This window comes from Microvirga sp. Mcv34, from assembly GCF_024519725.1.
Lineage (GTDB): Bacteria > Pseudomonadota > Alphaproteobacteria > Rhizobiales > Beijerinckiaceae > Microvirga.
The window spans coordinates 1-21745 of record NZ_JALJRK010000003.1 but is presented as its reverse complement, the minus strand read 5'-3'; the positions used below and the strand labels follow the sequence as shown (position 1 = coordinate 21745).

General features: G+C 56.9%; 13 protein-coding genes. 4 read left to right on the top strand and 9 right to left on the bottom strand.

Annotated features, from left to right (window positions below):
• Positions 1-315 precede the first annotated feature (315 nt).
• Positions 316-1434 carry an acyltransferase family protein gene (locus tag OC446_RS02440; protein WP_262027458.1) on the bottom strand — a complete coding sequence of 373 codons (1119 nt, stop codon included), beginning with the start codon at positions 1432-1434 and terminating at the stop codon, positions 316-318.
• Between the two features lie 615 nt (positions 1435-2049).
• On the opposite strand from OC446_RS02440, the gene OC446_RS02435 reads away from it, so the two are divergent.
• Complete coding sequence (locus tag OC446_RS02435) at positions 2050-3243, top strand: acyltransferase family protein (RefSeq protein WP_262027457.1); 1194 nt, start codon at positions 2050-2052, stop codon at positions 3241-3243.
• 39 nt (positions 3244-3282) lie between these two features.
• Here OC446_RS02435 and OC446_RS02430 read toward each other — a convergent pair whose 3' ends face one another.
• Positions 3283-3513 (bottom strand): transposase, encoded by a 231-nt coding sequence (locus OC446_RS02430; protein ID WP_262027456.1) that lies wholly within the window; start codon positions 3511-3513, stop codon positions 3283-3285.
• A 273-nt stretch (positions 3514-3786) separates the two neighbouring features.
• Between OC446_RS02430 and OC446_RS02425 the strand changes: the two genes are divergently transcribed.
• Positions 3787-8343 carry a glycosyltransferase gene (locus OC446_RS02425; protein WP_262027455.1) on the top strand — a complete coding sequence of 1519 codons (4557 nt, stop codon included), beginning with the start codon at positions 3787-3789 and terminating at the stop codon, positions 8341-8343.
• A gap of 172 nt (positions 8344-8515) precedes the next feature.
• On the opposite strand, the gene OC446_RS02420 is transcribed toward OC446_RS02425, so the two are convergent.
• A complete protein-coding gene (locus OC446_RS02420; protein ID WP_262027454.1) occupies positions 8516-10594 on the bottom strand; it encodes a glycosyltransferase in 2079 nt (692 codons plus the stop codon).
• Positions 10595-11164: 570 nt separating this feature from the next.
• Here OC446_RS02420 and OC446_RS02415 point away from each other — a divergent pair.
• The gene (locus tag OC446_RS02415; RefSeq protein WP_262027453.1) at positions 11165-13063 is read left to right on the top strand and encodes a glycosyltransferase family 2 protein; all 1899 of its coding nucleotides are present in this window, start codon (positions 11165-11167) and stop codon (positions 13061-13063) included.
• A 317-nt stretch (positions 13064-13380) separates the two neighbouring features.
• A complete protein-coding gene (locus tag OC446_RS02410) occupies positions 13381-14175 on the top strand; it encodes a glycosyltransferase (RefSeq protein ID WP_262027452.1) in 795 nt (264 codons plus the stop codon).
• Positions 14176-14208: 33 nt separating this feature from the next.
• Here the strand turns inward: OC446_RS02410 and OC446_RS02405 are convergent, their stop codons facing one another.
• The 6 genes from OC446_RS02405 to OC446_RS02380 all read right to left on the bottom strand — a co-directional run.
• Entirely contained in the window at positions 14209-15849 is a 1641-nt protein-coding gene (locus OC446_RS02405) for a hypothetical protein (protein ID WP_262027451.1), read from the bottom strand.
• A gap of 6 nt (positions 15850-15855) precedes the next feature.
• Positions 15856-16785 carry a glycosyltransferase gene (locus OC446_RS02400; RefSeq protein ID WP_262027450.1) on the bottom strand — a complete coding sequence of 310 codons (930 nt, stop codon included), beginning with the start codon at positions 16783-16785 and terminating at the stop codon, positions 15856-15858.
• Between the two features lie 308 nt (positions 16786-17093).
• Positions 17094-17963, bottom strand: a complete 870-nt coding sequence (gene rfbA / locus OC446_RS02395) for a glucose-1-phosphate thymidylyltransferase RfbA (RefSeq protein WP_262027449.1) — start codon at positions 17961-17963, stop codon at positions 17094-17096.
• Positions 17964-18107: 144 nt separating this feature from the next.
• A complete protein-coding gene (gene rfbC, locus OC446_RS02390; RefSeq protein WP_262027448.1) occupies positions 18108-18665 on the bottom strand; it encodes a dTDP-4-dehydrorhamnose 3,5-epimerase in 558 nt (185 codons plus the stop codon).
• A gap of 66 nt (positions 18666-18731) precedes the next feature.
• Complete coding sequence (gene rfbB / locus OC446_RS02385; protein ID WP_262027447.1) at positions 18732-19793, bottom strand: dTDP-glucose 4,6-dehydratase; 1062 nt, start codon at positions 19791-19793, stop codon at positions 18732-18734.
• A 185-nt stretch (positions 19794-19978) separates the two neighbouring features.
• Positions 19979-21745: glycosyltransferase (locus OC446_RS02380; protein WP_262027446.1), on the bottom strand; the 1767-nt coding region annotated here is incomplete at its 5' end.

Sequence of the window (21745 nt, the reverse complement as noted above, 5' to 3'; positions counted from 1 at the left end):
GATGTTTATGCATCCCACGCGAGGGCCTGCAGGTGGCCGTTTCGAAGCCAACTTCCGATGCATCTGAGAAATGAACATGCCGCAATGGAGTGTTTGTACGACCCACGTGAGTCGAGCCGAATAATCCGCCCTATCCTCGGAGATGGTTTGCCTGATCGCGGAGTCGCAGTCGCCTTCGTCAGCCGCGAATGCACTGCCTGTATGTAGCCGGCCTACTACGATGACGAAGAACCTGACTAACTGGACGATTTCTCATTCGTCCCGAGAACCGTTGTCAATCGCATGGCCGCCTAGTGGATCGGGGTCACGGAGAGCCTACTCAGCCCCATGTCTAAATGCGGCTAGACGACGTGCTTCCGAGAGTTGTTTGATCAGACGCTTGCCATATTCCTCAACGGGACGTTCGATCACGCGATAGCTGATTTGAGCGACGACGGTAACCAAGCCAAGCACAATGGCCGACACGGCAGCGAACCGGAGCCATTGAGGAGCTTCGATAGCATATACGCTCTGCAGGAAGGGCCCGATTAGGACGATCATAGGGATATGCCAGAGATAGACGGAATAACTGACCCGTCCGTAATACGATAATATACGGGACGCCAGAACTCGAGGCTGGCACAACCCAGCCCCTAGCAGGATCAATGCATAGGCGATCGAGTCAACGTGGACTTGGTGAAGTATTCCCCACCCCTGCCCGCCTGAGACCTGCCACGCGAACAGCAGCATGCCTGCGATCAGAGCTCCGGAGCCGAAAGTTTTCGCCTGTTGGCTTCCCTTGAGCACTGCATAGACGTCGAACGCGATCAACCCCATCATGAAGGAGGGAAAAAAGCGGACTATCGAGCGGGTCTCAAACCGTTCCCACAGACGTACATTTGAGATCAGCGGCGAGAAATAGTTCGCAAAGATGTAGTACAGAACAATTCCCGCAAACATAATAAAGAGACGCGTCTTTATCCCTTTGGCGAAGAAGTACAAAAGCGGAAACATAGCGTAAAACATAACCTCCGTGCCTATGGCCCATCCTCCTGAAACGGCACTTCGGCTCCAGCTTGGAAAAAGATTAAAGAGGAATGAAATAGATCCTGCGATGAGCCCCCACTCAGGCGGCTTCCCTGACGTCAGGCAGTAATGGAGAGTCGAGTAGATGATTAACACATAGAATAGGGGCGCGATCCGGAAGAAGCGGCTGGCTGCGAAGCTCGTCAAAGGCATGCCTGTTGCGATGTGGCGTGGCATCGTCAGGCTCAAAGAGAATGCACTGATTGCGAAGAACAGCCACACCCCTGAATAACCAAACCCAATGAAGGGAGACATGGCAGGAGGGGGCGCCAAATTCGGCGTGAGCACACGATAAACGTGGAAGAGAAGCACGTACAGAGCCGCCATCCCACGAAGGTTATCGAGAAAATCAAGCCGGTCTCGTTGCATCTGCCGCCCTTGAGTTGTCGGATTCGATTACACGACAGTTAACGTGACGGCAATATTATCTCAGGGCTCCGTGCAATGGATGATAACGAAACCTGTAGGTTGTTGCCGAGTATATTCCTTGGTGGAGTTATATCCTGTTCGTCAGAGCACCGCCTGTGAATGTCTCGATTCGTTCATGCCCGGGCCTTCCAAACGCGGACACGGCTGAGCCGACATCATTGCTCGTCGCGCCTACAAGAGGAATTGGCACGCCTCCCGCTGCACTTTCCAAGTACACCAACAACTCCACAGGGCGATGCATTGGCTTGATCAGCCAGGGGCACCACTCGCGCAGGACGTCAGCCAGTGGGACCGATGCTCCCGGGCCGCTTGGCCGTGTACTGGTAAAAATCATCCTGAGCATCACGGCCACGTCTGGGCGCTGCTTATGAGCTAGTTGTGCTGTGGCATTGCGTATCCAATGAACCCGGCTTCACTGATGCGAGACATGAAGGACCCGAGCCGGTGCCCCCCGATCCATTGCGATCGTCGGCACTCACCTCGGTGCGCCCATGGGGAGGCTTGTCCTCGAGGGTGAGGTTCTGTAACGGATCACTTCACGATCTGGAACTTCCCATGCCCCATGCACAACGAAATGCACCCCTTGAGGCGCTGCGCGGCCTTGCCGCAATCATAGTCCTACTATGGCATACGATGCTGGGGTTTTTTCCGAGTAAATCAGGGATATTTGATGGGTTTGACCCAGATAAAGCCGCAGTGGGAAAGATGTGGTTTGGGCTTATCTATGGCACTCCGGCCGTCGTATTCTTTTTCGTATTATCGGGATACGTTCTGACGAGAGGATTTTTCCTCTCACAGAACCCTTTAACAATCCTTCGAGGCGCTGTAAAGCGCTGGCCGCGCTTGGCCGGCACCGTGACGGTCGCCACTCTCACATCATCCATCCTTTTTGCACTCGGACTCTATCACTACCAAGAAGCGGGTCGAATAACCGGTTCTCCTTGGCTCGCTACTTTTGCAACCGGGACTATGACCGCGTTCACTCCAAGTATGTGGGATGCCTTCACTCAGGTCAGCTATTTCACTTTTTTTCGAGGGGACGCTTACTACGACACAAGCCTCTGGACGATGCGATATGAGTTCATCGCTTTCGGTCTGGCGCTCCTTCTATCACCTATCCGTCGACCCCGCCCTGCGGTCGCCGCTGCCTTATTGGGCGTAGTCGCTATTCTCTGCCATTTCGCGTCACCGTACTATGTGGCGTTCCCTGTCGGGGTGTTGCTGGCGGCACTTATGCCGGAGAAGCGCTTGAACATGCCGACTTGGGGTGCTGTTGGCATGATTATCCTAGCGATTTATCTTTGGGGCTATACAGGTCGGGGGGTCGGTGCTTTTCTCCCTCTGAACATAATCCTGCCAAACATGCCAAGTCTCTGGCTAAACTATGTTTACATGTTCGGTGCTGTTCTGTTGATCGTTGCCGTTGAGTCATCTTTCGCGCTGCGGCAATTCTTATCAAAACGCTGGGCCCTGTTACTTGGTCAGTTGTCATTCCCGCTGTATCTGATTCATGTTCTAGTGTTGTGCTCAATTGGCAGCCTTACACTCGTACTAACGAATTCTATGATTAGGCCTCCGTACCCCAACATCATTGCCGCCGCCGTGACTGTCGCAGCGTCCATGATCTTCGCGCTTCCATTGGTATTGTTTGAGCGCTGGTGGGTGAGATTGGTCAATAGAGAAAGCAATAGGCTTCTGTCGCCTCACATGAGCAGCTATGACAAAGGGGCAACGACAACCTCACAGTAGGTCTCTCAGTAAAGCGTCAGAACTCATGTAGGATGCGCGTCACGACGGCGCGCACTCTACCGGGACTGCGATTGCAAGGTTCGAAAGTAGTCCGGTGGCAGCGATCAGGTTCTCCAGGGCGCCGAGTGTAGTCGGCAGATAATGCAGCATGGGACGGTCCGCCGCGCCTCGCAGCGCCACCTTTACCTCCTCATGCGTGCTGGCATTGCCCCACGCCACGTACATGGTCTTGTCAGGAGATTGATCGAGGAGAGCCTGGAGCAGATCCACGATCTCCCGAACGCGTTATCAGAATCGGGGCTGGTGTGACAAAGGTGGTCAGGCCCTCTCATTTGCTCCGGGCTGAACGTATCGAGGTGGTCAGCGCCCCCGGCTGCCCCTGCATCCTAACAAACAACAGAACTTCCAACGCTGTACTTGGGCGGGAGGCTCCGGCGGATGGTATCTTAGGGTTAAGGTATTGCGGTCCTGGTCGGTTAAACTTATTGATCTTCTAATCTTTAGTGGGCCGAGATTTAGGCCTCACAGCCACTGGCATTAGTCATGATCGAATCCTCCCCGAACGGAACTTTCCTTTTTGGAACTGAACCTCGGCGTGCAATTGCCTCCGAACAGTGGACACAATGCATATCCCCTGCGTCCTTTTGGTCAGTCTCGCACCTCATCGAGTCTGCCTGGCTGGAACACGCCCCGTTCGCGCTATGGCTGATTGACGCCCTCCGGCCAAGCGTATTGGTTGAACTGAACTCCCAGGATGGATTTTCCTATCTGACTTTTTGCCAGGCCGTGCGCGACCTTGGTTACGCCGCGACCTGTTATGCTGTCGGGGCTCGAAAGAGCGACCAAGGTTCGGGCCTGCCCCGCGAAGACGCGTTCGCTCGCTTAATGACGCTCAATCAGGAGAGCTATGCGAACTTCTCGCATGTGTTGGATGTCACGTCCGACACTCCCCTCCCGCACATTGTCGACGGCAGCATCGATCTGCTTCATATCGACGGCTGTCACAGCTATGAGCAAATAAAAGCCAAGTTTCAGAACTGGCAACCCAAGCTTTCCGCGCGCGGAGTGGTGCTGCTCCACAATATCAATGCCCGTGACGACAATTCCGGTGTCTGGCGCTTCTGGTCCGAACTGAGACCGCAATTTCCGTCGTTTGCGTTTGTTCACGGCCGTGGATTGGGTGTGCTGGCGGCTGGATCGGACGCGCCGGCTCCATTGCAAGCCTTATTTGCTGCGCGTGACGGCGACATCGACATCATTCGTGCGAGCTATGCCCAATTGGGCGGCGCCCTAAGGAAACAACTCGAGCTCGGGGAGTCCAAGAGCCGTCTCGTCGACGCTGTCGCGGAGCAACGCCGTTTGCGCTGCGACCTGGCGGAGCAAAGGCATCGATACGAGGCCGAGATCGCCGCTCAGGAAAAGGCGCTCCAGCAGCTTAGCAGCCTAATCGGACGCGTTCCCAAGTCTCTTCGCATGTTCGTTAGTCGCAGTGCGAAAGCCGCCTGGTGGCTCCTGACACCCCATCGGATGCCGGCGCGCATCGCGCTTCTGCGGGCCCGCATGAATGCTGAAACCTCGGTGCAGCGGACGGAAACCCGCCGCCCCTCCAAGGACAGCATGCCGCCGTTACGGCCTGCGAAGGACCGTGTCCAAGGAGCGCATCCGGCAGACGAGTGGGAGGCCACCGAAATCCGCCCAAGCAAGCCCACTCAGGTGCGGTTGGGCCTGCTGACGGCGGAGGTGCGTGATTTCACACTCTCGATTTCAGGATGGGTGATCCATGAGCAATATCCAGGCCTGCCCATGGAGCTTGCTATTGAGACCAAAGGTGCTCTCGTCCCTCTCGAAACCTTCTTCGCGTCCATGCCGTCTGGAGACATCGCATGGGGACTTCCTGACTCCGCTCTGTATTTCACCATCTCGCATGACATCCCCGAAAGCCTGGTCGGCGAGGATTTCCAGATCCGGGCGGTGAATGATGGCGTCGTCTTCGAGGATCTGCTCATAAACTGGGGCAGCGGACGATCCACCCGGCGCGATGAAACGACATCCTCCAGCATGGAGGAGGAGGTCGGCACGACTGATCTGATCGCTGGCCAGGTCGAAACGGCGAAGCCGAGCAGGATCAGCGGCTGGGCTTTGAACAGAAGCAATCCCCGGAGCGCCCCGGTGGAAGTCATTCTAACCGTCGACGACGAGCCTTACGCTCGCACGAAAGCCATAAGCTTGCGTGAAGACGTTCAAAAGGTCGAAGGCGGCAATGGCTTCGTCGGATTCGAATTTCCCCTTGCGCCGAATGTCCTTGCCGGCGGTAGCATCAAGGCAAAAGTGGAACCTTCGATGGGACGACCATCGATTGCTCAGAACATTCGCGAGATCCATCTGCCGGGCCATCATCTTGGGTCGAGGCGCGACCCTGAAGCCCATCTCTTCGAGGCGTGTTCCCGGATTCCACGCGGTCAGAAGATTTCGGTCATCGTCCTGAACCGCAATGGTGCAGACGTTCTGGAGGGCCTTCTGGAATCGGCCCGGAAGACAGGCGATCTCGGGCGGTTCGAGTGGATCGTAGTTGACCACCAGTCGACCGACACCTCGGCCGACGTCTGCGCCAAAGCTAAGAGCAGCGGAGCGATCATTCATTTCTTCGATCGGCACGGGAATTTCAGTTTTAGCGAGTCCAACAATTTCGGCGCCCAGAAGGCAACCGGCGACGTGCTGGTATTCGCCAACAACGACTTGATCCTTCGAGACTCGATCTACGAGCGCATACTCGACACCCTCGAAGACGATCGCGTTGGCATCGTCGGCGCCAAGCTCCTCGATCATGTCGATGCGCCAGGCTGGGACGCTCGCGCTCCTGTGCAACACCTCGGCGTTTTCATGAAGCCTGGGATCGAGAATGGATTTCTGCGGCCCTACGAGTCGCGGCTGACGAGAGAAACACCTGTTCTTCCGAACGCCCGGCAATCACGCCCGGCGGTCACGGCCGCATTCATCGCGATGCGCCGGAGCGACTTCGACGCAGTCGGAGGCTTCGATGAAGCCTATTCCTACGGACTCGAGGATGTGGACCTCAGCTTCAAGGTCAAAAGCCAGTTGAAGAAGGAAGTGCTCTGCGATCAAGGACTGGAGATCGTTCATCGGCACGGCTACAGTCGAAGCAAAGATGACAGTGCCGCCTTGCGGCGCCGCAACAACAATCAGCACTTCAACCGGCAATGGGCACAGTGGCTTCGCGGCAACATCCGTCATGATGTGTTGACCCGACCGGGCTATTGGCTCGGCGCCCGCCCAACCATAGGTTTCATCGTCGGCGATACGTCAAACAGCGATGACTTTCTGGCGGCGCTCGAACTCGGACGTGCACTTCAAACGCTGGCACCGGTTCACCTCCGTTTTCTAGGGAAGCGTGATTGGTACAGCGTGGGAGGCATCGACATCCTGATTGTCATGGCAAGCGGGTTCGATCTTGCCAAGGTCAATGCCATTAGTCCCTATGTGACGACTGTAAGCTGGGTCCAGCATTGGGATCAACCTTGGGCTGAATCTCCGCGCATCGACATCTACGACCATGTTTGGACGGGGTCCGGGCACGCGGCGGAATATCTTCGGAAGAAGACTGGGCGTGAAGTCATCGTTCTCACGATGGCCACCAACACGAAACTCTCTTCGAACGGCCGAGGAGACGCGGAATTCACTTGTGACTACTGCTTCATCGGCAGCAATTCCGGAGCGCCGCGGACCATCCAGTTCAATCTTGATCCACCATCGATCCATGGGCAAGGGCTTGTCTTTGGCGCGAATTGGGAGCGTACCCCTCTCGCCCCGATCAGCCGGTCGCCCTTGGACGACAGGAAATATCCGGATGTGTACGCATCGACGAAAATCGTCATCGACGATGCGCGAGGTTTCGAGAGCGGATTGGATTCATGCGGGAAAAGGCTGTTCGATGCGCTGAGTGCAGGCTGCCTCGTCATTACGAATCGCGCGGAAAGCGTCCGTGAGCTCTTCGGCGACCGAGTGCCGACCTACCGGGATCGCCAATCACTGACCGAAACACTCAACTATTGGCTCAGCCACGACGAGGAGCGGAACCAGCGCGTCGCGGAACTCCGCCAGGCAGTGGAAGAACGGCACACCTATAAACACCGCGCCCAGAAGGTCGTGGAGCTTCTCACGCCCTCTTCTGTCTCACCACGCGTGGCGATCAAATGTCCGGCTCCGTTGATCGGCGGGACGGATTGGGGCGATTACCACTTCGCACAAAGCCTCGCAGGCGCTCTCCGCCGCATCGGGTGCGTGGTTCGGGTGGACATGCGCGAGGACTGGGAATGCGCCTTATCCGAGATCGACGACATCGTGATCATGCTGCGAGGCCTGAAGGGCCTGAAACCGAAGCCACACCAGAAGAATATTCTCTGGCTGATCAGCCACCCCGAAGCTGTGTCGACGCAGGAGCTGAATAGATACGATCAAATCTATGTCGCGTCATCCGTACATTCGGAGATCCTGCGAAAGCAATGTAAGGTGTCGGTGGAGCATATGCCTCAATGCACCGACATAACCCGCTTCAAGTTCGATCCGGCATTTGTGAACCATCCCAAGGATCGGGTCGTTTTCGTCGGAAACTCCCGCGGCACCTTCCGGGACTCGGTGCGCTGGGCCGTTGAGCATAGCTTGAACATCCATATTTATGGGAGCGGTTGGGAGCCATTCATCACCGACAATCGCCTCAAAGGCCGAAAGGTGCCGAACTCCGTCCTGGGCGAGTTCTACGCATCGAGCCGGCTGGTATTGTGCGACCACTGGGAGGACATGCGACGTCTGGGATACGTCTCGAACCGGGTCTTCGACGTCCTCGCGTCGGGCGGAGCTTTGGCCGTTGATCCTGTCGAAGGTCTGTCCGACCTGCTTCCAAAGGGGTCATACCAAGTGTTCAGGAACGGGGAGGAACTGGCCTCTCTCATAAGGCACCCCGAAACGGTGGACTTGGCGCGTCGTGCGGATATCGCAGCCTACATAGCAGCACATCATTCGTTCGATGCCCGTGCCGCGACGATCATGCGCAAGATTCAGGAGTGGAATCGTCGCATGATCTGATGCCACGGCGTCCCCAGAGCCGTTTTTCGGCAAAGGGCGTCAAGACCGGCGTCGGAAGATTGGGGAGAAGCGGGATGATGCCAAGTCGATAAGAGTGGCTCTCGAAGGACGGTGCTGCGCCATCGATGGCGTCCAGCGCTCAAGGCGACGGATGAAGAATGAGTCTCTGCGACTATCCGCGAGCCGATGTCATCCTCTTCTTGATCCAGCGCAGCGGCTCAGCCACGCGGAGCAAGACAAGGACCCGAACGGCCTTTCCTCTAAGCCTGAATACTCTTCTGCGAGCATAGGATCTGATCGCCGGGAGAGGGAAAGCGCCGTGCGTCTCGAGAGCATCCCAAACATGCAGGCTGTCGACGATCGGGAGAGAATTCTCACCGGGAAAGTCTCGGGCCACGTCGGAGGCGATCGTTTCGATCGAGGTGAGATACTGCTCGACCGAGAATTCCTTGTGACGGGCAAAGCAATTCGCCGAAAGCGCCGCATAGTTCTCTAACGATACGTGCGCGAGGCGTGCGGCGACGTCCTGCGGGGAGAACTCATCGAGGATGAAGCCGTCCTCTCCATCTCGAATGATCTCGGCTGCTCCTGGGACATAGCCGGGGGCAATGACGGGCACGCCGAAGGAGAAGGATTCCAAGATCGAATCCCCGGCATCGTTGCCCCACGGCGGCAGGATGACGATCCGAGCTTGATCGTGGATTGCGCTCCTGCTCGCAAGCCCGCCCTCGACAATTGCGGCCTCAAGCGCACCAACATGCATCAGCCTCGCGGCCAACTCCTCCAGAACGGGCGCTTGTTCGGGGTTCACAGCAAAGATATGCAGCGGCGCAAGCTCCCGATCCTTCATCACCCTGGCAAGTTCCACAAGGAAGTTGACCTCTTCCGGGCGACCATCCGACGACATTACGTACGAAAACCGCTTGTTCTCCCGAACATCATAGCTGTTGGAAGAGCGTACCTGCACAGGGCGTTTGATCGTTCCCGATTCATTGATGCCGCACTGTTTATAGAGCGCAACATCCGGGCCGTTGGCGCATACGATCCGAGAGGCCGTGCACGATTCCATCGTCTCCCATGCGGGGGCATCGTGAGCGGGGGCTTTAGGGCGGGCGGACATCAATGGCAGCCATCTCATCTGAACGACAGGCAGCCGCGACAGCCGGCTCTGGATCGATATGGGAAAGTGCTTGATGCTGTCATCGTGGACGATCACGACTGCTTCTGCAAAGTGACATTGGTCGAGGAACGAGCAGCTCGCCTGCTCGTCGGACGGGCGCTGCGCGTTTTTGACGGCAGGATGGGTCTCGCTTCCCTGCAAAGCCATCCAGGTATGCCGGATCTCCCTATGGTCAGCGGCTTGGATCATAGCCGGCGTGGCGCGCATCCTGGTGCCGAGGCCGGAGAGATCCCGCATCACATGAATAACATGCCTGAACTGGAAGGTCATTGCAGCGTGGATGGTCCTGCGCTGCATCTTCCGCTCAGACTCCGTCAGTGTGGGATCCCTCTGGACCACCTCAAGAAGATTTCTGTGCAGCGTCTTAAGGTAAATGTCGTCGAGTCCATACCTATCCTTGAGCACTTTATAGTTCGAGACGCGCGCCGATAACTCCTTCGGCAATATATTTTTCGAGTATGTTGATTTTCTTGACGTTTCGATGAAGTAGAAAGGCTTGATTTTTTCTATACGGACACGATCAAATCCAGCCAGCAATATGCGCATGTTGAGGCGAACGTCTTCGCTTCGCCCCTTGATTTCATCTTTCGCATGCAGGAATACGGCTTCGCGATTGTAAATCTTGCCGGCAATGCCCGAGAGAAGACGACTGATCGTGCTGTTGGAGATCGGCCGATCGTTATCGAACTCCTTCACGAAGTTTATTTTGTTTCTGAGGACGAACGGGGTCATCACAATATCAAACCCGGGCCTCAGACGCTCCGCGGCGGCGGCGAGCGCATCCGGGTCGATCAAGTCATCGCCATCAACGAAGGTGAGATACGGAGTTGTCGCATGCTCGGCGATGTACCTTCGCCCAATGGAAGGTGAACCGAAATTCACATCGGCGAGGTGAGCTTGGAAATTCTCTTGGCCGAAAAGCGGGTGCTTCGCGATCAGCGCTGCCGTACCGTCATCACTCCTGTCGTCATACAGAAGGATAAGAATGCGACCCTTCGGAAGCCTAAGGAGGCGATCAAGCAGAACAGTTATGTTATCACGCTCATTATGGGTGGTAACGCCAACTGTCAAGCAAGGATTCATGGGTAATCTCGACCACTGTTTGATTTCATGGCCCGCTGCAATGTTCAGCGGGGCGGTGGTGCGGACTTTGACCGCAACGCCAGGGATCCACCTTCAGGCTGCCAAGGTCTTATACGCTCTCACGCATCAATGGAATTGTGCTTCGCCAGCCTGCGCGTGAAGCGGTACTTCAACCCTCTTCGCGAGACAAGCGGAGTGCGGGAATCAGGAGAGGCGCTGCCCGCCTTCCGAGAAAACCAGGCGGCATCCCGGCGAAGGCGGCGCCGCCATATCGCATCGGGCGGTTCACTGCCGGATACTCTCGGAGATGCCCCTCCGCAGGCGCCTTTCCGCAATGCCAAGCTTCACGGCTCTCCCTTGATTGCTCTTCTTCGCCGCTTACGGTATCTGGCCGGACGATGGTCAATCTCTTAGAACCTGACAATCTTTGGGGACTGGCTTGCAAAGAATATATCCTCATCAGACGTTGCAAGCGCCTTTCCGCGGAGGCGGCCCGTAAAGCTTCGCACTCTGGTGGACGCTTCCGGTCGCCAAGACAAACGAATGAGTGCGCATCCTATGACGGATAACAAGCGGTTGGAAGGCGAACGAGATGCTGCTCAAGTCCAAGATTTGACGCAGAAAATCGCTCAGCTTGAGAAGGCGCTTCTCGCGCAGAGCGCTCGTCTCGACAGAGCCGAGACGGCTATCAAGGATGCGAAGCAACGCGAGGACAGCCTTCTCTCTGGACCGGTCTTTCGGACATTGAAGCACATTCAAGACCTTGCACGCTCGCTCAACCGCCGTCTCCGGCGCGACTACCGGTCGCTTTCTCAGCGCTGGCACGAACGCGGACTACGCGGACCGGCCAAGTCCGTCGAGGCCGCTCAACCGCTACAGCCTTCCTATGCGGAAGCTTCCCTGCCCCCGGCAGAAGATCTCCCCTGGCCCGTGAGGGTCGACCGTAAGCTCCGTATGGAGCGCCCGCGAACCCTGGCAGTTGGGCGGTCGCAAATCCCGTCGGAGCCTCTGATCACCATCATCCTGACGACCTGTGATTCAGCCTCATATATACGAGATGTTCTACAGTCGGTTCTGCAGCAGACATATTCAGGGTTGGAACTGCTGGTCGCCGATGATGCGAGCCGCGACAGCACGTGCGCGCTCATCGATGAGCTGGTGGCCGCGGATCCCAGGGTCCGGTTGATCCGGCTGAACCGCAGCCGAGGCGTTTATTGGGGATGGAATACGGCCATCTCAGAGGCTCGCGGAGAGGTCATAATGCTTCTTTCCGACGGGCTACGATGCCACCCGACTTTCCTTGAGGTCCATTTGAAGGCGCTTCGCAAAAGGGGCGTTGTCGCCACGGTCTCCTATGGCGAACCCGCACTGGAGGCCCCCCGCCCCGCGACATCCAGGTCGGACTTGGTGAGCGCCCCTGCTCCGGCGGCGCTGATGCTCAAGAGGCATGTGTTCGACGAGATCGGCTATTTCGACACCGTCACAGCGCTGGCAGAAGCAGAGATGCGCGACCGGATCCAGCTCGCTTACGGAGCGGGATCGCTTCAGGCCGTGACGGACCCTGTATGCAGCGCCATTCCGGGCGCGGGCCATTCCGCCCTGGAGATCTCAGCCGAAAAGACGGCACACTATATCAGATCCTATCAAGCTTGGCACAAGGCTGTTTCGGACGCCCGTTCACAGCCTTATGTGCCGTTTCCGGTGACCAACCGGTCATTCTCCCCTCATGAGGACATCCTGGTTGAAGGAAAGAGGTTCCTGGCGGAGCCCGTCGTCGCTTTTATGGCCACGTTTCCGAAACGTCAGAAACATTTGGCGCGGGCTGTCCAGTCCCTGCTCCCGCAGGTCGATCATCTGTTCATCTATATGAATGATTATGAGAAAATTCCCGATTTTCTGCTGAATGAGCGCATCACGGCTCTACCCGCCTCGCATCTGGAAGATCTTCGCGATATCGGTAAGTTCTACCATATGTCGGATGTACCAACAGGCTACTTCTTCACTGTCGACGACGACATCGAATATCCCGACGACTACTGCGATACTCTTGTACGCAAGATCGAGGACTACGACAGAAAAGCAATCGTCGGCGTTCATGGGGTCATTTTCGAGCACCCGCTCCAACGGTTCTTCAGTCCGAACAGGACGACGTTCCGGTTTCAGCGCGCGCTCGATGTCGACGCGAAAGTGAACCTCATCGGGACTGGGACGATGGCCTTCCACTCGTCAACCATCGCTTTCGAGCCAGGCTCCCTCCCTAAAGGCATGGCCGATATCGGAGTGGCGATCGCCGCAAAGGTCAACAATGTGGACATGATTGCCGTCACGCGACCGGAAAAATGGCTAACCCCTATTCTCGTGAAAGGACAGGATGACCAAAGCCTCTGGGAGGAGTTCCGGGAAAACGACGATGAGCATACCGAGATCCTGAAACAACATGGCGACTGGCGTCTTTAACAGCGCCGAAGCCGATGCTCGCCTGGTACGCGAGCGGACCGGCTCCAGGCAGTTTCGCTTCAGCCGGGAGCCCAGGGAAAACGCTCAATCGCCACCTCCGGTCGAGAAGCCTGCTATAGGATGGGACCACGGACCCTGAAGGCATAAGTCGGTGTGTAGAGAATGAACAGCAGCAGAAACTCAGACCGCGGGCGCATCCCGCAACAGCCCTGATGCTTCCAGAGGACACGAATATGCGCTCTTCTCTTCTTCGTCGTGGATACCAAAGGTTCAAGTCCTTTGCCCAAGCCTTCTCGGACCAGAAGGACCGCGGTCGTATGCGCGCAACCTCGACGCCGGACGGCACCCAAGCCCCCGAACTGTCAGGAAGGCCCCGTGTGCACGTCATTGTCCCGACCTACAACCGGCCCAACGAACTGCGGCGTCTGCTATCGCAAATCGACAGAGAAGCCCCCGGCTTCGAGGTCAGTGTTCATGTCTACGATGACGGGAGTTCCGAGCCAACCCAAGTCGAGTGGTCCTCCTACGCGCACATCGCGAGCCTTTCGATTTCACGATCGACCAATCACGGCAAGAAGAAATATTGGAAGCTCGTTCATCGAGCCCTCTCGACACTACGATCCACGAACAGCGATTACTTTTATTATCTTGCTGACGACGTACAGCTTGTTCCGAAATTCTTCGAACGGACCATTGGGATATGGAACGAGATCAAGGATCGCCACAAAGTTTCGCTTCACCTTCTCCTGGATCAACGCGAGGGGAAGCCGTGCTGGACCAACTATCAGCCTCACTTGGTCGAGACGCCTCAAGGCAAAGTCTACAAGTCCCAGTGGGTCGACATGCTGATGATGTTTGACCGCCGTTTTCTGGAGGAGCTGGAGTATCGGATCGATCCGGTCGATCCGGGTCGATGGGACAAGGATCCCCACCTCTCGAGCGGTGTCGGAATGCAGATTTCGCGACGGCTCCATCAGCGGAAGGCCTCGATGTATCTCGTGACGGATTCCCTCCTCATCCATGAGGACGAGCCGAGCGTCATGAACCCAGAGGAGCGCCGGCGAACTCCCATCGTAAGCAGGTTCAAGGGTACAGGCCAACCGTTAAGCTGACTAATAGGTGGAGCACAGACTCATTCTTGTGCTTCAGGTCGGCCCATTTGAGTCCGCCGCTATGTCTTTGGACCGCCGTCTTGCTGCGGTCCACCCCTTAGCCAACCGCAGAGGCCAGCTAACGGCCCAACTGCCAGACGACATGACGGTCTCGATCGTACGGATCCCCTCTTCAATCGACCTCGGTTCAGATGGATCCTTATAAGGAGAACCGCGCAGGAGTGCAGCGGCAAGTCGCAAAGGAAGCGTTGTTCGCCACGACGTAGAACTGAGGAGTTCCGAGACCCGAACTTGAATATTGGCTAGCTCCCTGTTCTGTTCCCGCTTAGTAGGAGTGAAGCTGGGCTCTGGTTCTACGCTGTAGACTCGTGCCAACCTTTGCTGTCGTCCATCTGGGCCAAACCGATTATAAATCGATTGCACCGCCTGAGCTGCGGAATGCCTTAGTCCTGACAGATGAAGCACCCGATCCGTAAACGCGGTGAGTTCAAACGCATATGTGTCAGGCACTAAGTAGGCATCCAAAAAGAACTTTCTCAAAACGGAGATCTTAATTCTATAGTCAAGCATGAAATCTTTCTCGAAGATCTCACGCGATCTGACGTTGTCGAGCGTCGGAAACACGTTGCCAGGCTTATACATCGCCTTTCCTAGAACACAGACCGGCTTATCATGAAGCATCGCCTCAAATCCCATAGAGCTGTTGACGGTCACAACTAGATCTGAGACGGCGAGAAAGCGTCGGCTCTCCGCCCCCCATGCTTGAGGATCAATGCAAAATGCATTCGGGTGCTTGTAGACGGATCGATGTACCCGGAAGAGTTCAGCGCCACCGCCAGGGTGTGCGAGCATCGCAGGATGTGGCTTCACAAAGCAGAAGTAGCCGGCCTCCGTAAGTTGTGGCAGCAGATGGTCGATGACTTCGGTCGGGCTTAGGAAATCCGAGTGCAACAAGAGGTTCGCATCATCGTGCGCTGGTAGCGGCAAGAACGCAATCGGCCTTCCGGAAGCCATGCCAGTAATCTGCTCGGTGAAAGTAGGTTCATACTGAAACTGTGCCTCATAGAGGTTCGCCCCCCCAGGCTCGCCGTAAGTCATTAGATCCAGTGCAGCTGAACTACCCTTACCCCCAACGGTTTCATGGATATCGGCGAAGTCCACGACCGACGGTGAGGCATTTCCACGGACACCATTTGGATCGAACACAATGGTGCTGACGTACGGCTTATGGGTGCATCCCCATTCCATAGCTACTCGTCTGAGACCATTCTTGTCACAGAAGCGGGCAACGGCGCCATTCGCCCCCCAGTGAACCACCAAGTCGAAGGGGAAACGGGCGTGTATGTCTGCAAGAATCTCGCAGTATTGATCAGCCAATCCTTCGCCCTTCGCGAGGGCGACCCACTCCTGCATGCCTCTTTCAAGCCATGGGAAAAGATTTTGCTGGAACAGTGCCTGCTCCGTCTCTAAAGGCATCAGGCAAATATCTTTGACCCTTGGATACTTTGCTATTGTCGCCGCTAGGACATCGTAGTTGCTGTACAAACGATAGTCACAATTGTCAGGCACTTGGCCTGCAACATCAAACATGCGAGCAAATTTATACGCGACCTGCCGTTGGGTGACCATAGAGCCGCGGATCGGATACGGGTCGAGATAGAGGAGAATGCGCATGTTCGCCTACTCTCCCAGCAATAATAGGAGGGCATCAGCAGACCGCGCAGCGTGGCACTCCTCCTTCAAGTACCTGAATCTCTCGGCTGCCAAGGCAGCGCGAACTGGCTCGACGTGCTGGCGCGCCAAGGCTGCCACCCACTCATCACGGGTTTGCGGCAGATCAGCCGAATGAGAGGCCACTGCCCTTATATCAGGAATAGGGGTGGCAACGAGTCGGCACCCGGCTAACGAGGCTTCCAGAAACTTCACTCGCGACTTGCAATCGTTGAAACTTGTCTGTTCCAGCGGCGCAACGACGGTCGAGCACTGCTGCATCAGTTTCGGAAGATAGAGGTAATCGACAAGTCCGTGCTGAACCACGCGCGGATGATCTGTCAGAGTGGCCGGAAGCGACACAGGCCCAACCACTAGAAATCGTCCCGTACGATCGTTTTCAAGGAAACTTAGGACCCCCTCCTCAGCCACAGGAAGATCCTTGTCATGGGTCTTTGTACCAGCAAAGTAGCCGACTGTATTGGAGGAGCGCGGCGCCAAAAAGAACGCATTCTCTTCTGCGATGGAAATAATAGAAGCAGGCACAGCATTTGGAATGGTTTCACAACGACCGCTGGGCTTAAACCGCATGACTTGCTGTTTCAGGGGATCAGTGGATGTCGAGAATAAATCGAACTCCAGCAACGCCAGCAGATTTGCACTGAACATAGCAGTGACCTGCTTCTTAGAGCGCAGGCCACTTCTGAAAGTTGAATATGATAGCGCTTCCTCATCAGTACCAAAAATCAGGTCATCATAATCAGCCAGCAGCCTCTTTCCGAGCCGGCGCAAGTCTTCGAGAGAGGATTGAAAGCCGCAAACATCAGCACTCGGTCTATGAAAAACGTAGACATCATACGCGAAGCATGGATTCTCAAGAAAATCGGTGAGTGAGACCACGGCGCAATGGTGTCCCTTCACCTGAAGAGCCTCGGCGAGATGATAACATCGATATCGCGTCGATAGATCCAGGATCGGCCGGTCGTGCCGCGCTGTATGAGAGACAAAGCAGATCCTAGGCGGGCGCTTGATCACGGGCAATGTTGCGGCTCTTCAATCTAAGTGAGTTATCCTCGTCCACCGGAAACGCGGCTTTCTCTTCTTAGAAGAGTATCTTCCAAGGTCATTTTTGCACCTTGGTATTACCAGCGATTTTCTAGGCAACTTTGCTAGGACGTTTCGCACATCGGCCGAGCCCTTGCGAACTCCTACATCCCTTCGGCGATCCGTAGGAGATACTGCCCATACGTGCTTTTGGCGAGCTTCGTGCCAAGAGCAATGAGTTGCTCACGCTCGATCCAACCGGCGCTGTAGGAGATCTCCTCGGGACAAGCGATCCGGAAGCCTTGACGCTTCTCGAGAGCGCGGACGAACTCGGCCGCCTCGACCAAGCTGTCCGGTGTCCCGGTATCGAGCCAAGCGTAACCGCGGCCCATGAGTTCGACCTGCAACTGCCCTTTCTCGAGGTAAACCCGATTGACGTCGGTGATCTCGAGCTCCCCTCTTGCGGAGGGTTTCAGGTTCGCGGCAATGTCGACGACTTGATGGTCGTAGAAATACAGGCCAGTGACCGCCCAGTTCGAGCGAGGGAGCCGTGGTTTTTCTTCAATTGAGATCGCTTTTCCTTTGCCATCGAACTCGACAACGCCATACCGCTCGGGATCGGTCACGTGATAGGCGAAAACCGAAGCTCCAGAGGTCCGGCTGGCCGCCGACCGCAGCAGCTCGGTCAGGCCGTGGCCATAGTAAACATTATCACCGAGGATAAGGACCGACGGTCCGCCCGCCACGAAGTCGGCGCCGATGATATAAGCCTGGGCCAGCCCCTCAGGCTTTGGCTGCTCTGCGTAGGACAGCCGAATCCCCCATTGTTCTCCGCTTCCGAGGAGCTGCCGGAACCGGGGCAGGTCTTCCGGCGTGGAAATGATCAGGATGTCGCGGATTCCGGCCAGCATGAGCGTGGTCAGAGGGTAGTAAATCATCGGCTTATCGTAGATCGGAAGCAGTTGCTTCGACGTGACATAGGTCATCGGATGTAAGCGGGTGCCGCTCCCGCCAGCTAAGATGATGCCCTTCATGACCGCACCTCATCGTCCTTATCTGGTGTCTCAACAGACACTACGTGGTTTAGCAGCACAAGATCCAGTTCTGACCGCTCCTGCTCCTGCGCCGTATTGTGAAACTTCGTGCTCAAGGCGAGAATGAGCATCGGTTCACTTCCGTCAACGGAAATAAACCGGCAGTTCTGCGAGAGTCGGCTGTCGGCGATCCTTATCGGACAAAATGGCCTTGTCCGGATCAACGGGCCACTTGATCCCAAGCGAGGCATCATCCCAGGCCAAGCCATGGTCATGCTCCGCTGAATAGTAGGCCGACACTTTATATTGAATCTCTGTATCTGGCTCAAGCGTGCAAAAACCGTGCGCAAATCCAACAGGGATGAGGAATTGACGGCCGTTCTCGGCCGAAAGCTCGACGGCTACGTGTTGACCATAGGTCGGGGATGAGCGGCGGATATCGACCGCAACATCGAAGATGCTGCCTTTTACAACGCGGATTAATTTGACCTGAGCGAACGGCGCACTCTGGAAGTGGAGACCGCGCACCGTGCCGACAGACGCGGAACGAGACTGGTTGTCCTGCACGAACTCCGTGTCTATCCCCGCTCCGATGAAACGCTGCCGATTATAGGTCTCCGAAAAATATCCACGATGATCGCCCAGCCGTGCGGGCGTGACGATTTTCACATCGGGGATTGCAGTGGTTTCGACATTCAGCACGTTTCATCTCTCTTCATGCGATAACGTCTCGCTTGGAGATCGGCCCGTAGGGCAAAGCCCGTTCGATCAAATCGTGATCCCGAGCCGCTCTCCGCGATACCCTCCCGAGCGAACGCGCTCCCACCAGGGCCGATTCTCAAGATACCAAGCAACGGTTTTTCTAAGGCCCGTCTCGAACGTCTCCGCCGGGCGCCATCCCAGTTCGTGCTCGATCTTGCGCGCGTCGATGGCATACCGCAGATCGTGGCCGGGCCGGTCGGCGACATAGGAGATCAGCTTCTCCCGGGGGCCGATCGCATCGCTCGGCGCCATCTCATCGACGAGATGGCAGATGGACCGCACGACGTCGATGTTCGTGCGCTCGTTCCAGCCTCCGATATTGTAGTTCTCTCCGACTCTGCCCTTTTCGGCCACGAGGATCAGAGCCTCAGCGTGGTCATCCACATAGAGCCAGTCCCGCACGTTCTCGCCCTTGCCATAAACCGGCAATGGCTTGCCCTCGAGGGCATTCAGGATCATCAGCGGGATGAGCTTCTCGGGGAAGTGATACGGCCCATAATTGTTCGAGCAGTTGGTGATCAGCGTCGGCAGGCCGTAGGTGTGGTGCCACGCGCGCACGAAATGGTCGGACGCGGCCTTGGATGCCGAGTATGGCGAGTTCGGCTGGTAGGGATACTCCTCGTGGAAGAACCCCTCCTCGCCCAGGGAACCGAAGACCTCGTCCGTCGAGATATGATGGAAGCGGAAAGCGTCGCGCCTGGCGGGATCGAGCTTGTTCCAATAGGACAAGGCGGCTTGAAGCAGCGTGAACGTGCCCACCACATTGGTCTGCACGAACTCCCCCGGACCGTCGATCGAACGATCGACGTGACTCTCTGCAGCAAGATGCATGATCACGTCCGGCTGGTACTCGCCGATCACGGTCTGCATCTGCTGGTTATCGGCGATATCGGCGCGGACGAAGCGGTAGCGGTCGTTGCCGGTGACGGGCTCGAGAGAATCGAGATTGCCCGCATAAGTGAGCTTGTCGACGACGAGCACCTCGTGCGGCGTGTCGGACATCAGCTTGCGGACCACGGCGGAGCCAATGAAGCCAGCACCGCCGGTAACCAAATATCTCTTTGCCATGACCCCTGCTCTTCTTCGTTCACGGATGGGCCCCTTGCCGTACGGCACAGGCGCCCGTTTGGCGCGTCTCCGGCAGGCTACTAACCCAAAATGGTAACATCGTCCACGGCTTCCGGCCTCCGACCGGAATGCGGGGCATTGCGCCACGCCTCCTCAAGAAAACAACTCGAGATTGAATCCGTAAACTATCTCTTCCCGGCCGGAGATGTCTGGAAGTATCGCTCAGCCTCCTTGCGGATGTGATCGAGCAGAGGATGCTCTTCCACCTGCCGGTAGGCTGCGAGGATTCGGTCCGCACCATATATCTCCCGCAGGCGCTTCCAGGCCTCCGCCATGTGGACCACCCGCTTTTCCTCGTCGATGCTCCTCGATTTGCGATGGAAGACGAACGTGTTGGTCGCAACGGCAAGCTCGAAGCCGGCCTCCCCCACCCGGAAGCAGTAATCGTTCTCCTCCCCATAGAAGAGCTTGAAATTCTCTTCGTCGAAGAAGCCGACTGCGTCGATGACCTCTTTCTTGATGCCGAAGCAGAAGCCGTGCACCAGCGGCACACGCGGCAACAGATCCGCGACGCTCCACCGCTCACAGGCCAAGTCGAGATCGGCGGGCGTTACGCCGGACGGCAGCAGATTGATGGCCGTGTTCTTTCCCTTGGACTTGACCCGGGGGATAGACTGGGCCCCGGCGGCATTGGAGAGCGGCCCGATAACCCCGATTCTCGGGCTGCGATTGGCCGCATCGAGAAGCTTCAGGGCCCAATCCGGGCTGACGATGGTGTCGCTGTTCAGGAGAATGCGAAATGCGGCCGTTCCGGCGGCGAGGCCCCGGTTGGCCGAGCGCGTATAACCGAGATTGTCGCTGTTCTCGATGAGTTCGATCCGGTCTCTGTCGGTGGCGAACTGTCGAAGATAGGCGGTCGTCGCCTCATCGGACCGATCATTGACAAGGATGATCCGGTGCTGAGGCAGGAGGCATGCCCAAGCCGCCTCCAGGCAGAGGCGAACATCCTCAAGAGCGTTGTGGACACACACAATGATGTCGACAGGAACGTCGGCCAAGGGCGTCAGCCGCTGCCTCTTCACGTCGGCGAAGGAGTTGCCTGCCAGCGGGTTGGCGAGAGCGCCCGACCGCATGAGTTCGTCCGGGACCACGAGAGTCCGCGCGAAGCTATGGCGGAAATACGTGAAATCGTCTTGATCCCTTACGGAGGCCCCTTGGGGCAGAAGGGAAACGATATTGAGCCCCGGGCAGCGGTAGCTCACCCATGCCAAGCCAAGCTGATCCCGTCGGCTGTACCTTTCGATCTGCTGCCACCACAGGTGAAGCGCATCGGCGCTCTCCTGCTTTCGGAGAGGAACGACCATGAAGCCGGTTTCGAACAGCGGCTGCTTGAGGGGCAATCCGGCCTTTCGGTAGTCTTCGGCTTGGCGGTTGATGAGCTTTGCGGAGTCCTTGTTCAAGCGCTTGCAGGCTTCCACTTCGTCGTAGAAGCAGGCGCGATGCGGATGGGTGATGAGTCCGAGATGGGCGTCGCTGCTTCCAACGAGGTCGACGTAGCTTCGGATGTCGCCCTTCAGGATAATGTTGGCGTCGAGCCAGACGGCCACATCCTGCTCTCGGAAAAGCTCGTGCGGATGCGTCTTGACCCAACGGGCGATTCTCGTCGGATCTGGGTGATAATACGGCGAGGCCCGCATCTGCCAGACGCCGTAGTCGTTTCGCGGCCGATCCGTGAAGCACACATAATCGACACTGGGATCGATGCGCGCGGGGAGGAGCAGGGTATCGTATTCGCCGAATATCGCCGTGTAGAAAACGATCCGCCGCCCGCCGGATGCGGAACGTCGATAGGCGGAGATCTGCTCAGCCAAGTCAGCGCTGATCTCCCACCGATGGCCGAACAAGGCCTGCGCGGTCCGTTTCGGCAGCCTGGTGACCAGAGCATCCTTTGT